The organism is Halorientalis regularis, assembly GCF_023698535.1.
In the GTDB taxonomy this organism is placed as follows: domain Archaea; phylum Halobacteriota; class Halobacteria; order Halobacteriales; family Haloarculaceae; genus Halorientalis; species Halorientalis regularis.
In genome coordinates this window covers 34,921-47,981 of record NZ_JALJCL010000002.1, presented here as the reverse complement: position 1 = coordinate 47,981, position 13,061 = coordinate 34,921, and the positions used below count along the sequence as shown (strand labels likewise).

Sequence of the window (13,061 nt, the reverse complement as noted above, 5' to 3'; positions counted from 1 at the left end):
ATCGGCCAATGAGCCGCAACGCGGAGGTCGCGAGTCTCCTGGAGGAGTTCGCCGACCTGCTGGAGGCCAAAGACGTGGAGTACAAGCCCCGCGCGTACCGCCGCGCGGCCGAGAACATCCGCGGCCACCCCGCCGCCGTCGAACACCTCGCCGTGGAGGGCGAGGACGGTGTCAAAGAGATCGACGGGGTCGGCGACGCCATCGCCTCGAAGGTCGTCGAGTACTTCGAGACCGGTGGCATCGAGGAACTCGACGAACTCCGTAACGACCTCCCCGTCGACATGGCCGCGCTCACCAGCGTCGAGGGCGTCGGCCCCAAGAGCGTGGGCACACTCTACGACGCCCTCGGGATCACCACCCTCGACGAACTGGAGGAGGCCGCGGAGAGCGGCGAGATCCAGGACGTCGAGGGGTTCGGCGAGACGACCGAGGCGAACATCCGCGAGGGTATCGCGTTCGCCCGCGAGGCCCACGAGCGGGAACTCCTCGGCGAGGCCCGGCCCTACGGCGACCGCGTGCGGGAGTTCCTGGCCGGTGTCGACGCGGCCGCCGAGGTCGAACTGGCAGGTTCGATCCGCCGCTGGCGGCCGACCATCGGCGACGTGGACGTGCTGGTCGGGAGCGACGACGCCGACGCCGTGGTCGCGGCGTTCGCGAACTGGGACGCCGCCGACACGGTGATCGAGGCCGGCGAGAGCAAGGCCAGCCTCCGCGTCGACGACTTCCGGGTCGATCTCAGGGTGGTCGCCGAGAACGAGTTCGGGGCCGCACTCCAGTACTTCACCGGGAGCAAGGATCACAACGTCAGGCTCCGCAACCGCGCCATCGACCGCGATCTGAAGATGAACGAGTACGGCATCTTCGACGTGTCCGAGGTAGACGATCCCGACGCCGGCCAGCGGGTCGGCGAGCGCGTCGGCGGCGCGACCGAGGCGGAGATGTACGAGGCACTCGACCTGCCGTGGATTCCGCCGGAACTCCGAGAGGATCGCGGCGAGGTCGCGGCCGCCGCCGACGGTGCTCTCCCGGAGCTCCTCGAAACGGGCGACGTGCGTGGCGACCTCCACACCCACACCGAGTGGTCAGATGGCGGGAACACGATCCGGGAGATGGCCGAGGGCGCGGCGGCGTTCGGCCACGACTACCTGGCGATCACCGACCACGCAACGGGTCCGGGGATGGTCGGCGGCGTCGGCCTCTCCGACGCGGACCTGCGCGAGCAGATCGGCGAGATTCGGGCCGTCGACGACGAAGTGGACATCGACCTGTTCGCCGGCGTCGAGGCCAACGTCGGGGCCGACGGCTCTATTTCGGTCGCCGACGACGTACTCGAAACCCTCGACGTGGTCGTGGCCTCGCCACACGTCAGTCTCGACGGCGACGGTACCGACCGGCTCGTGTCCGCCGTCGAACACCCAGAGGTCGACGTCCTCGGGCACCCGACCGGCCGACTCCGCAACCAGCGCGACGGGCTGGACGTGGACATCGACCGCCTCGCCGAGGCCGCGGCCACCGAAGCGGTCGCGCTGGAGGTCAACAGCGACCCACGGCGGCTGGACATCGACGGGAGCCTCGTCAAGCCCGCCGTCGAGGCTGGTGCGACCATCGCCATCGACACCGACGCCCACCAGCCCGGGACGCTCGAATACGTCCGCTACGGCGTCCACACCGCCCGCCGGGGCTGGACCGAAGCCGACGACGTGCTGAACGCCCGCGACACTGACGGCGTCCGCGAGTTCCTGGGACTGTGACGGACCGACTGCCCGGCACGGAAGACAGAACCGAGGACGACCCGACGCGCGCCCGCGACCGCCTCGTGCTGGACGTGATGCTGGGCAAACTCGCCACGTTCCTGCGGATGTGCGGGTACGACGCGGTCTACGCGCTGGACCGTGACCTGGAGGCCGACGACCGCATCCTGGCGCTGTCCCGGGCGGAGGGCCGGACCCTGCTGACCAGGGACCGCGGGCTGGCCGCCCGGACCGACGACTCCGTCCTGCTGACGGCCCGGGAGCCGACCGAGCAGTTGCGGGAACTCCGCGCGGCCGGCTTCCGGCTCGAACTGCCGGACCGGCCCGTGCGGTGTAGCCAGTGTAACGGCGTCGTCACCGCCGTCGACGGCGACGAGTCGACGCCGGGGTACGCGCCCGACCCGGCCGCGACCGACGTCTGGCGGTGTCGCGACTGCGGACAGTGTTACTGGAAGGGGAGCCACTGGGCGGACGTGACGGCGACGCTGGCGGCGATCCGGGACTGAGTCAGTGGCGCGTCTGGAACGAGGCGACGGCGTCGTAGAGCGCGTGACGGCGCGCTTCGAGGTGGACGAAGTGCGTGCCGCCGGCGATCTCGACGTACTCGCGGTCGGGCACGGTCAGGTCGTCGAAGAGTCCCGAAGCGTCGGCCCGCGTCGAGGTCGGGTCCCGCGAGCCACGGAGCACCAGCGTCGGGGCGTCGACGGCCGCCGGGTCGTAGCCGGGGTCGCCGTCGGCCGCGTCGCGCAGGTCCACAAGACAGCCGTTGGGCGCGGCGATCGCCTCGCCCTCCCGCCCCTGTCCGGACTCGACGAGCGTCCGCCAGAAGGCGTCGAACACGGGGTCGTCGTCGCCGCTCCCGCCGCGAGCGGACGCGGGGTCGTCACCGAGCTGGCGGTCCCACCGGTGTCTGACTTCCGCGCGGGAGAGGGTCCGGTAGGCCCGGGGCGGGTCCCCGAGGTCGAAGCCCTCGACCAGCTCCGTCGACGGTCGGTAGACCGGCGCGTGCAGCGTCGCGGACGCGATGCCCGGCCCCGCGGCCAGCACGCGGCCGAGGATCATCGTGCCCCAGGAGGTGCCCACGAGGTGGACCGGGCAGTCGACCCGGTCCCGGACCGCGGACAGCGCCGCCCGGACGTCGTCGGCGGCGGTCTCGGCCCGGACGACGGGCGCGGCGTCGTCGGGATCGCCGTCGAGTGCGGGCGGGCGTTCGCTGTCGCCGTACCCGCGCACGTCGAGCGCGAAGGCGGCGTCGCCGTCCGCCGCGACCGCCCGGAGCCACGAGAACTCGGGGGCGTCACGCGGCGCGAAGATGGCGCGGCTCGCGTAGGTCGCGCCGTGGACGAACAGGACGGCCCGGTCGGGATCGGCGGCCGAGCGCTCCCACAGTCGGAGGCGCGTGCCGTCGGCGTCGATGTCGTGAGCGGCGAGGTCCATGTCCGGGACAGTCGGGCGGGCGACTAATGCTTTCGGCCGGCGGGGGCGATCCGGGGCCTACCGCCGGGCCAGCACGTCGTTACCACGTCGTCGCGGACGTACAGCATCGTCCAGTCGTGCTGGTCGTACTTCACGGCCCCACGGAAGGCGTCGCCCGCCCGCCCGCGGATCAGCTGGCGGAGCTCTTGATATTGATCGGAAACCATCAACCGAAAATATAGACTGCCAGTCAGTTAGGCGTGCGGGCCGCTCAGGACTGCTGGTCGGTCGGGCGGACCAGCAGTTCGTTGACGCTCACCCGCGGGGGCTGGGTGACGGCGTACCGGATCGCGGCCGCGATGTCTTCGGGCTGGAGGACGGTCATGTCCTGGACCATCTCGGCCATGCGCTCCATGACCTGTTCGTCGGGGATGTGCTGGCCCAGTTCCGTGTCGACCGCGCCGGGTTCGATCACGGTCACGCGGACGCCGCTGTCCGCGGTCTCCTTCCGAAGTGACTCGGAGAAGGCGTTGACGCCGAACTTCGTCGCGGAGTACCCGCCGGAGGCCTCGTTGGCCCGCCGGCCCGCGACCGAGGAGATGTTGACGATGTGGCCGCTGTCCTGTTCGAGCATCCCCGGGAGTGCCTTCCGGGTCGCGGCCATCAGGCCCATCAGGTTCACGTCGAGCATCTGCTGGAGGTCGTCGAGGTCGGCCCGGATCACCGGCGCGAGCAGCATCACGCCCGCGTTGTTGACCAGGATGTCGAGGCCGCCGAGTTCCTCGCGCGTCCGCTCGATCATCCGCTCGACGTCGTCGGTCTCGGTCACGTCGGCCGTGATCGCCAGGGCCTCACCGCCCTCGCTCTCGATTTCCTCGGCGAGGGCCTCGATACGGTCGGTCCGGCGGGCGGTGACCGCGACCGCCGCGCCCGCGTCGGCCAGTGTCTTTGCCGTGGCGCGGCCGATACCGGAGGACGCGCCAGTTACGAGTGCGACGTCGTCGTCGAGGTCGTGGGGGGTCGTCGACATACGCGAGGATAGCAGGGTCTCAGTCGCCTAAACGTGGCGGCTGGGGCAATACGGGCGGGACACTGCGTTGTCTCGTCACCAGGATACGTCGACGGTGCCGTCGTTGCCAGGGAGGCCCGACACGTCGAGTGTGGCCCGGTTCCGGCCCGCACTCTCGACCTCGACGTGGGCGCTGAACGAGGTCTTCATGCCGGTGATCGTACTCGTCACGTCGCTGCCGATGTCGGCGCTCGTGTCGACGGCACAGACCCCGAGGGCCTTGCTTCGGCGCAACTCCGAGAGGAAGTTCGAGTTGAGGAACCGGTAGACCGACCGGGTGTCCTCGACTTCGCTCATGATCGTCGAACACAGCAGGATGCCCGCCCGGAAGTCGTCGACCTCGCCGGTCGCCTCGGCGAGCAGGGTGGAAAACTGCATCCCGAGGCCGGTCAGGTCGCTCACGTCCTCGACCGTCCGCACGTCGTCGCCCTGGGCCGGTCCCGCACAGGTGAGGACGGCCGCCCGGTCGTCGGCACCGCGTTCGGCGCGACCGAGCGACTGCTTGACCGAGCGCCCGTCGGCGTCCGTCGCCAGCAGGACCGCCTTCTCGTCGTCACGCGGTGCGGTCAGTCGGTAGAAGACGGCTTCGAGCGCGTCGCTGTCCTCGCCGGTGAGGAGGACGCTCGTCCCGTCGTCGATGGGGTCGAGGCCCAGCGAGTCGGCGGTGAAGCCCGATCCGGTCGAGAGGCTCATGCGTCGACCTCCGTCCTTTTCGCGTCGAGTAACTGCTGTCTGAGATCGAGAATCTCCATGGCCGTGTCGGCGAAGTCCTGCAGATCCTGCTTCTGGCTCTCGTCGTACTGTCGGGGTTCGTGGTCGATGAGACACACCTGCCCGATGATCTGGCCGTCGTCGGTCGTCATGTTCGCGCCGGCGTAGGACACGATGTCCAGGTTGTGCAGTTTGTCGTTGTTCGCGAACCGCTTGTCTTCGTTGATATCTTCGACGACCATCACGTCTTCCTGGAGCATGCTGTGTGTGCAGATCGTGTCTTCCCGTGTCAGCGAGTCCCAGTCGGCACCGGTACACGCGAGGAAGTCCTCTTTCTCCTCCTCGATGAGACCGATGAAGGCGACAGCGGCGTCGAAGTGACTCGCAATCAGGTCGGTCAGCCGGGAGAAACTCTCCTCGATGGGCATCCCGTCCACGTCGTATTCGGCCAGCGCCTCGAGGCGTGACCCCTCGTCGTCCGGGGCGAGAAAGCCCACCTGCGCGCTGTGGGTGATCACGTCGTCGACGACGAACCCGAGCCGGTCGGCCGCGTCCGGCAGATCCCGGTTCAGGTACTCGACGACCATCTCCTCGAACGACGCCGTGTCGATCTCGCCGGGCCTGGCCCCCGTGAACAGGACGACCGGCGTCTGGGGCTGTTCCTCGCGCAACGCCTCGACGATCTCCAGTCCGCTCCCGTCTTCGAGGTCGTACTCCGTCACGACACAGTCGACCGACTCCGACTCGACGGTCTCGGTCGCCTGCGTCACACTCGTCGCTTCGACCGGCGTCAGACTCTCCTCTCCAGACACCGCGGCAGAAATGGTCTCTATATCGTCTGCCGTATCGACACAGAGAACTGTTCTTTCAGTCACGATAGTTCGATAGTGGTAATCGGCTAAATACCTCCTCGTCAAATTATCACGTATGATTCCGCAAGCGATAGGTGGACAGAGCGCGGACAAAAGGCGAAATTTTCGATGTCATCCGAGACGAAGATTATTGCTACTGAAACTCCGGATCGCGATCCTCGACGAACGCTTCCATCCCCTCGCGCTGATCGGGGTGGCCGAACAGCCCGCTCCAGACGCGCTGTTCGTACTGGAGGCCGGCGTCCAGGTGCATCCGGTGGACCTGGTTGAGTGCTTCCTTGGCCGTCTGCAGTGCGAAGGCGGGCTTTTCGGCGAGGTCCTCGGCCATGTCGCGGACGAACGAGTCGAGCTGGTCGTGTGCGACCACGTCGCCGACGAGTCCGAGGCGGTCTGCGTCCTCGGCGTCGACGCGCTCGCCGAAGAAGACGAGCCGACGGGCGTTCTCGTCGCCGACGAGGCGAGCGAGGCGCTGGGTGCCGCCCCAGCCCGGGACGATCCCGAGGTCGATCTCGGTCTGGCCCAGCACCGCGCGCTCGCTGGCGACGCGCATGTCGGCCGCCAGTGCGAGTTCACACCCGCCGCCGAATGCGTAACCGTTGACCGACGCGATCACCGGCGCGGGGAAGGTGTCGATCCGGTCGATGACGTGGTGTCCCGTCTCGGCGTACTCCTTGGCCGCCTCGACGCCCATGTCTTTCATGTAGGCGATGTCCGCGCCGGCGACGAAGGCGTCCTCGCCCGCGCCCGTGACGACGAGCACGCGCGTGTCCAGGTCCTCGGCTTCGTCGAGGGCCTCGTCCATCGCGTCCAGGGTTTCGACGTTGAGCGCGTTCAGGCGGTCGGGGCGGTCGACGGTCAGCGTCGTGATGCCGTCCTCGTGGTCCAGCGTGACTGTGTCCCAGTCCATAGCCTCTCTCCGGCGGGCGGGGGGATAAGCGCTGGCCCCGGCCTTCGGTTCGATGCAGAACATCAAAATACGTGCTCGGTGTAGCGACGGGCAATGACGCTTTCGGAGGAGGCCCGCGAGCGACTCGCGGACGTCGTCGCGCTCCAGCCGACGAAAAACGCCGAACTCCAGGATCGGTGGGACCTGGAGAGCGGCAGCGAGGTCCACCAGTACCTCGAAGACGAACTGAAAGAGTACTACTACCGCGACGAGAACAGTCTGATCTGTGCCACCGAGGACGCCGCCGCGCTCGTCGGTGCCGACGACCCCGAGGGCGAGCGCGTCCTCCGCGTCCCGCCGCTGCAGGCCGCCGTGATCGAGGTACTGGCGGGTCCCGAGGACCGCTCACAGAGCGTCGTCTCGGTCCTCCACGCCCTCGGGGACGCCGGCCACGACCCCGAGGTCGACGACGTACGGTCCGCCCTCCGGAGTCTCTCGGACAAGGGCATCGTGGAACGCGTCCAGCGGACCGTCCCCACCTTCCGACTGGCGATGGCCCGGGAGGAGTTCACCGTCGAAGAACTCGACTGACGGCGCTGGCCCGCGCGCGGCTCCGGCTCCGAGACGCCGACCGCACCGGCCGTCCCCGTCAGAGTTTCTCGTGCTGTGGGAGTTCGTCACCACACCGGCGGCAGTACCGCATGGGTGCGCGTGACTCCTGTCCCTCTCTCCCGACTGTCACCTTCCGGCCACAGTTCTCGCATTCGATTTTCATGGTCACTCCCGACACGCCGGCCCGCGCCAGCGAGCGAGATGGTATCAGTAGGTCGGCCAGTGTGATAAAGTTCCGCACGCGACGGGTCGCTGTCGTGTTCTACAGCCCCGGTCGCCGACGCCGGCGCTGGGCGTCGAGCAGGCGTTTGATCGCCTTCCCGGGCCCGCCGTCGATGGGCCAGTCCCGCTGTCGCCAGGTCGGGGGTTCCGGCGAGAACTCCGGACAGGACCCGGCACACTCGCCGGCGGTCTGGTGACACGCTTTCTCGTCGCACCACGGGAGCGCGTCGCCGGTCTCGGTCCGGAGCCGAAAGTGCCGGCAGTCCGGCCGCATCGTGTCCGCGTACGCCCGCCAGCCCCGGCCGTAGGCGCGCTCGGCGACCTCGCGGCGCTTGTCGCCCTTCCACGCCGGATCGGCGTACTCGAAGCGCGCCGCGGAGGCGTCCCGGCCGCTCCCCGTCGGCCGCTCGGTGATCCGCGTGCCCGGTTCCTCGGGTGCGAGCGTCCGCGGATTCCAGGCAACGTCGACCGCTCCCTCGCCGGCCGGCGCGTTGGCCGTCGGATCGACCGTCAGGATGCCCGCCTCGACGGGCACGTCCTCCAGCAGTGCGGGCTCGACGGTACCGCCCGCCCGCGCGGTCGCCACCCACACCTCGTCGGCCAGCCCCAGCGCCACGTCGCGTTCGAGTTGCGGCGCGAGGTCACGCGCCGCGGACCGGTCGAGGTCGGGCTTGTTCTCGATGGCGACGACCCGCTCGATCCACTCGGGGTAGGGCTGGTGCCGTCGCAACTCGATGCGACCCCGGTCGCCCCGTCGCCGTTCGATCAGACCGCGGTCGGCGGCCTCGTGGACCGCCTCGCGGACGTACTGCCAGGGATACTCCGGGTCCGGAAGCGCGTCCCGGTACCACGCCCAGTCGGCGGGCGCGTGGCGGACGACACCCAGCAGGTCCGAGTTCAGCCCCTCGGCACCGAAGGCGGCCCGCTCGCGGAGCGCCGCACGGTCGGCCTCGACGACGATGCTATCCCACCGTCGGTACTTCGTCCCCAGTTGGCGCGCGACGAGGACGGCGGTGTCGGGGTCGCGGTCGCCGCCGGGGGGCCAGTTGCGCTCGGCCCACTGGCAGACCCGTAACTCGAAGACGAACTCGGGTTCGCTCGACACACGCCCCTCTCCGGACCGATGGCTCAAACCGTTGTCGCCCCGTCCCGCGTTGGCCCGCCGGGCTCAGAACTCGGTCTCCTCGTTCAGAAACTCGTGGGCCTCCTCCAGAATCTCGCGGGGGCCGTCCTGCGTGACGGTGTTGATGGCCTGCTCGTAGTCGCGCCACTGCATGTCGCGGTGTTCGTTCGACAGTTCCGCGCTCGCCTCGAACGACTTCGCGATGAACAGGTGGACTGTCTTGTGAATCGTCTTGCCGTTCGCCTCGAACACGTAGTCGTAATCCTCTCGGAAGCCGTCCAAGAGCCGGAAATCGCCGATTCCGGCCTCCTCTTTCACTTCGCGTATCGCGGTTTGCTGGAGTTCCTCGTCGCCCTCGACGCCGCCCTTGGGGAATTCCCAGTCGCCGGGGCGGCTCTTGAGCAGGAGGTACTCCCTGCGGCCACGCGTATCGCGAAAGAGGATGGCTCCCGCGCTCGTGGCCTCTATCATTACCCTACGATATTCGACCAGTACTTAAGAGAATATCGGAGGGATCACGCTCGGCGGCCGGTCGCGAGCGAGCACGGAGAGATGGGTTTTTGCCCGTCGATGTTCTCGACCCGGTGTATGCCGTTCGTCACGAAGCTCACGCTCGAAAGCGGCGATCACCAGCGCCTCGAGGACGTGGTCACCACGATCAAGGAGACCGCCGCGCGCAAGGGCGTCGAACTGAAAGGGCCCCACCCCCACCCACCGGAGGACAAGCGCGTCCCCCAGTGCAAGCGCCTCGTCGACGACGGCGACCGCTTCCAGCCCTGGACCTACACCGTCTACACCCGGACCATCGAGATCGTCGGCCACGACGAGTTCGCCCGCTCGGTCGCCGAACGCGATTTCCCCGACGGCGTCCACGTCTCCGCCGAGATCGAACAGCGCCGCCAGATGAACTGATTTCTTAAGTTCCTCGCAGTCCTCCGGACCTACATGAACGCCGTCGACCGCGACCACCTCGTCTCGCTCCGCCGCGAGTTCCACTGCCACCCCGAACCCGCCTGGCGGGAGTTCTGGACCACCGCCCGGGTCGTCGACGAACTCGACCGGATCGGCGTCGACGACCTGCTCGTCGGCCCCGACGCCCTCGACGCCGACGCCCGGATGGGCCTGCCCGACGAGAGCGATTTCGACGCGTGGCGCGACCGCGCCCGCGACGCCGGTGTCGACCCCGACCTTCTCGACCGTCTCGCCGGCGGACACACCGGTGCGATCGCCGTCCTCGACGGCGACCGCGACGGCCCGACCGTCGCGCTCCGGGTCGACATCGACGGTCTGCCCCGCGAGGAGTCCGACGCCCCCGACCACCACCCCGCGGCCGCGGGCTTCCGCTCCGAGACCGGCGCGATGCACGCCTGCGGCCACGACGCCCACGCGACCATCGGCCTGGGCGTCCTCGACGCCCTCGCGGACCGGGACTTCGCCGGGCGACTCAAGGTACTCTTTCAGCCCGCCGAGGAGGTCGTCGGCGGCGCGGCCGCGATGGCCGAGAGCGGCCACATCGACGACGTGGACTATCTGCTGGCGCTCCACATCGGCCTCGACCACCCGACCGGCGAGGTCGTCGCCGGTATCGAGGGCTTCCTCGCGGTGAGCCACTTCCGCGCCGAGTTCGAGGGCGAACCCGCCCACGCCGGCGGCCACCCCGCCGAGGGGCGCAACGCCGTGCAGGCCATGGCCACCGCCGTCCAGAACCTCTACGCCATCCCCCGCCACGAGGACGGCGCGACGCGGATCAACGCCGGCGAGGTGGGCGGCGGGACCGCCGCGAACATCGTCCCCGAACAGGCCTACATCGAGGGCGAGGTCCGCGGCGAGACGACCGACCTGATGGAGTACATGCGCGAGCGCGCCGACCGCGTCCTCGACCACGCTGCCGGAACGTACGACTGCGAGGTCGAGATCGGCACCAGCGGCCAGGCCCCCAGCGCCGAGAACGACCCGGAACTCGTCGACGTGGTCGAAGCCGTCGCCGGCCGTACCGAGGGCGTCGAGTCGGTTCTGCGCCACGACGACCTGGGCGGGAGCGAGGACGCCACCTACCTCATGCGCCACGTTCAGGACCAGGGCGGCAAGGCCGCGTTCGTCTGCGTCGGGACCGACCACCCCGGCGGCCACCACACCGCGACCTTCGACGTGGACGAGGACTCTCTGCCCGTCGGCGTCGCGGTGCTGGCGGAGACGATCACGCACCTCGGACGCGAGGCCCTCTGAGGCGAGAAAACGAAAAACTGCGGTGGTCTCAGCTCTCCCAGGTGTTCAGCGTGAACGTCGAACTGCTGCTCGGATCGTCCCAGACGAGTTTGACCGTCGTACCACTGTCGAGTTTGAGACCACTGAACGACGAGATCGGGGCCGTGCCCGCTTCCAGCGTCACGGCGTCACCGCCCGAAACCTTCTCGTCGGCGCTGACGGTCCCGAACTCGTCCCACTGATGTCGGTCGTTGAGAGCACTGTAACTACTACTGCTGGAATCGTACACCTGTGCCCCCGAAACTACGATATCGACGTTCTTCGCCACGATCGAGTCACCGCTGTTGTGGCTGATCCTCAGGGTGTCGTCCCGGACAGCCGTTCCGCCTAGCGTCTTCGTGTCCTGTGAGTAGTCGAAGTTCGTCGCCACCTGCGGCGTCGTATTACTGTTCTCTTGCCCGATGCTCAGGAAGAAGGTTGCGGCCGTCGCGGCCAGCAACACGGTGATCGCGACCATCAGCACGACGCCGATGACCGGTGACACTGCCGAATCGTCCGTGAATAGTTTCTTGACGTTCATCGTTGTCCCCCACCGGGACGGAACCTGTCGTCGAACCCGCACCGCACCACGTGCCCACGTCGGTACCGTCCCCGTTGTGGCATACTCGTTTGTACTTTAGACTGATAAATCTTGAGCGATTGATCGACGGGGGTTTAAATTAGACCGGAGAAGAGCGCTGCTCGCGGCGCTCAGTACTTCGGCTCGGCACCGGTCGTTTCGTATATCTCGTCCATCAGGTCGTCGCGGTCGGCCCGCCAGCCCTCGAAGCCACCCGGCGAGTCGGGATAGTCCTCGTAGTGGTCGAGGAGTCTGTCGGCGAGGTTTTTCGTCTGGTAGAGATCGTAGATCGTCTTCCAGTGGCCGAAGGTCCTGATCGCCGTCTTCACTTTCAGCGGGAGGCTGATGTCGGTCGAGCCCTCGTAGAGGGCTTCGGCGAGTTGTTCGCCGGGCATCGCCGCCAGCAGTGCCATCAGGTCGTCCAGATCGTAGGCGGTCGTGAAGATGTTGTACACGTCCAGCGCGGCGTAGCGCCCGCCGAAGTGATCCATGATCCGGCTGTTGTACTCCCAGAGCGCGCCCTCGCCGAGGTCGCCGTCGCCGATGGCGTCGATGGCCTCCTGGGCGGCGTACTGGCCGGCGTAGGCCGCACCGGCGATACCGCCGCCGGTCGTCGGGTTGACGTGGCCGGCGGCGTCGCCGACCGCGAGGAAGCCGGGTGCGACCGCGGAGTCGTAGGGCCGGCGGGTCGGTAGCGCCGCGCCCAGCTTGTCCGTCACGCGGGCGTTCTTGAACTCCGGTCGGTTCTCGATGTCCTCCTTGAGGTCCTCGACCAGCTGCATCGGCTGTTCGTTCATCTGGAAGCCCAGGCCGACGTTGATCTCCGTCGCCGTTCGCGGGAAGTACCAGAGGTAGCCCGAGGCGCGCTTGGTCGGCTTGAAAACGAGCGCGTCCGACCAGTCTACGGGCTCGTCGACCTCGATGATCTCCCGGTAGCCCGAGGAGAACTGGGAGTAGTCGACGTTGGTGTCGAACGTCGCGTCCGAGAGGTCGGCGTTGTCCTGCAGGATCGACAGCGCGCCCGCGGCGTCGATGGTCACGTCGGCCTCGTATGTGACGGGCTCGCCCTGTCGCATCGCGTCGACGCCGGTCACGCGCCCGGTCTCGTCCTGCCGCACGTCCTTGACGACAGTGTCGTAGTGGAATTCGACGCCCGTCTTCTCGGCACCCTCGATGAGGAGTCGGCCGTACTCCCACCGGTCGATGACGGCGAGTTCGCCCGGGACCGGGATGTCCAGCACCGCGTCCTCGGAGGGGATCTCGAAGCGGCCGTGATCGACGACGGTGTTCGTGAACGCCGGTTCGATCTGGGACTTGGGAATGCTGTCCGGGAACTTGTCGGCTCCCTTCAATGCGTCCCCACACGCGATGTGTCCGGCCTCTTGCTCGGACTTGCGCTCGATGATGACGGCGTCGAGACCCTCGCGTGCGGCGGTCGCGGCCGCGTAACACCCTGACGTTCCCGCCCCCACGACGACGATGTCGTACGTCCGGGTCCCGCCACCGACGCTCGCGTCGCCGGTGTCGGACTCCTGTGTAGCCATGTCCATCCCTGGTTGCCCCACCGAGAAAACT

Annotated in this window: 16 protein-coding genes; 5 read left to right on the top strand and 11 right to left on the bottom strand. The window is 68.3% G+C overall.

Translation table 11 applies throughout. The features are described 5' to 3' along the window. The first annotated feature begins 8 nt into the window (after positions 1-8). Entirely contained in the window at positions 9-1,751 is a 1,743-nt protein-coding gene (polX, locus tag MU521_RS02480) for a DNA polymerase/3'-5' exonuclease PolX (protein WP_092694972.1), read from the top strand. Further along, positions 1,748-2,257, top strand: a complete 510-nt coding sequence (locus tag MU521_RS02475; RefSeq protein WP_281187069.1) for a Mut7-C RNAse domain-containing protein — start codon at positions 1,748-1,750, stop codon at positions 2,255-2,257. The genes polX and MU521_RS02475 overlap by 4 nt, the downstream gene beginning before the upstream one ends. A gap of 1 nt (position 2,258) precedes the next feature. On the opposite strand, the gene MU521_RS02470 is transcribed toward MU521_RS02475, so the two are convergent. The 6 genes from MU521_RS02470 to MU521_RS02445 all read right to left on the bottom strand — a co-directional run bounded on the left by MU521_RS02470 (position 2,259) and on the right by MU521_RS02445 (position 6,726). Beyond that, positions 2,259-3,188 carry an alpha/beta hydrolase gene (locus tag MU521_RS02470; protein WP_092694970.1) on the bottom strand — a complete coding sequence of 310 codons (930 nt, stop codon included), beginning with the start codon at positions 3,186-3,188 and terminating at the stop codon, positions 2,259-2,261. A gap of 23 nt (positions 3,189-3,211) precedes the next feature. Beyond that, positions 3,212-3,394, bottom strand: a complete 183-nt coding sequence (locus tag MU521_RS02465) for a DUF7522 family protein (RefSeq protein ID WP_092694968.1) — start codon at positions 3,392-3,394, stop codon at positions 3,212-3,214. A gap of 44 nt (positions 3,395-3,438) precedes the next feature. Next, complete coding sequence (locus tag MU521_RS02460) at positions 3,439-4,197, bottom strand: SDR family oxidoreductase (RefSeq protein ID WP_092694966.1); 759 nt, start codon at positions 4,195-4,197, stop codon at positions 3,439-3,441. Between the two features lie 75 nt (positions 4,198-4,272). Beyond that, positions 4,273-4,929 carry a DUF7504 family protein gene (locus MU521_RS02455; RefSeq protein ID WP_092694964.1) on the bottom strand — a complete coding sequence of 219 codons (657 nt, stop codon included), beginning with the start codon at positions 4,927-4,929 and terminating at the stop codon, positions 4,273-4,275. Next, the gene (locus MU521_RS02450; protein WP_092694962.1) at positions 4,926-5,822 is read right to left on the bottom strand and encodes a GAF domain-containing protein; all 897 of its coding nucleotides are present in this window, start codon (positions 5,820-5,822) and stop codon (positions 4,926-4,928) included. The genes MU521_RS02455 and MU521_RS02450 overlap by 4 nt, the downstream gene beginning before the upstream one ends. 130 nt (positions 5,823-5,952) lie before the next feature. Beyond that, on the bottom strand, positions 5,953-6,726 hold the full coding sequence (locus MU521_RS02445; RefSeq protein ID WP_092694960.1) for an enoyl-CoA hydratase/isomerase family protein: 774 nt from the start codon (positions 6,724-6,726) through the stop codon (positions 5,953-5,955). A gap of 93 nt (positions 6,727-6,819) precedes the next feature. Between MU521_RS02445 and MU521_RS02440 the strand changes: the two genes are divergently transcribed. Continuing rightward, complete coding sequence (locus MU521_RS02440; RefSeq protein ID WP_092694958.1) at positions 6,820-7,296, top strand: DUF5797 family protein; 477 nt, start codon at positions 6,820-6,822, stop codon at positions 7,294-7,296. A gap of 58 nt (positions 7,297-7,354) precedes the next feature. Here MU521_RS02440 and MU521_RS21370 read toward each other — a convergent pair whose 3' ends face one another. The 3 genes from MU521_RS21370 to MU521_RS02430 form a co-directional block, all read right to left on the bottom strand. Further along, positions 7,355-7,480 (bottom strand): hypothetical protein, encoded by a 126-nt coding sequence (locus tag MU521_RS21370; RefSeq protein ID WP_281187068.1) that lies wholly within the window; start codon positions 7,478-7,480, stop codon positions 7,355-7,357. Positions 7,481-7,579: 99 nt separating this feature from the next. After that, positions 7,580-8,644: a DUF5787 family protein gene (locus MU521_RS02435; RefSeq protein WP_092694956.1), complete on the bottom strand. Its 1,065-nt coding sequence runs from the start codon at positions 8,642-8,644 to the stop codon at positions 7,580-7,582. 63 nt (positions 8,645-8,707) lie between these two features. Beyond that, positions 8,708-9,133 carry a bis(5'-nucleosyl)-tetraphosphatase gene (locus MU521_RS02430; RefSeq protein WP_092694954.1) on the bottom strand — a complete coding sequence of 142 codons (426 nt, stop codon included), beginning with the start codon at positions 9,131-9,133 and terminating at the stop codon, positions 8,708-8,710. Between the two features lie 117 nt (positions 9,134-9,250). Between MU521_RS02430 and MU521_RS02425 the strand changes: the two genes are divergently transcribed. Beyond that, complete coding sequence (locus tag MU521_RS02425) at positions 9,251-9,574, top strand: uS10/mL48 family ribosomal protein (protein ID WP_092694952.1); 324 nt, start codon at positions 9,251-9,253, stop codon at positions 9,572-9,574. Positions 9,575-9,607: 33 nt separating this feature from the next. Then, entirely contained in the window at positions 9,608-10,888 is a 1,281-nt protein-coding gene (locus MU521_RS02420; protein WP_092694950.1) for an amidohydrolase, read from the top strand. Between the two features lie 28 nt (positions 10,889-10,916). Here the strand turns inward: MU521_RS02420 and MU521_RS02415 are convergent, their stop codons facing one another. Both MU521_RS02415 and MU521_RS02410 read right to left on the bottom strand, forming a co-directional pair. Continuing rightward, entirely contained in the window at positions 10,917-11,447 is a 531-nt protein-coding gene (locus tag MU521_RS02415) for a type IV pilin domain-containing protein (RefSeq protein ID WP_092694948.1), read from the bottom strand. Positions 11,448-11,617: 170 nt separating this feature from the next. Then, positions 11,618-13,030 carry a geranylgeranyl reductase family protein gene (locus MU521_RS02410; protein ID WP_092694946.1) on the bottom strand — a complete coding sequence of 471 codons (1,413 nt, stop codon included), beginning with the start codon at positions 13,028-13,030 and terminating at the stop codon, positions 11,618-11,620. Positions 13,031-13,061 lie beyond the last annotated feature (31 nt).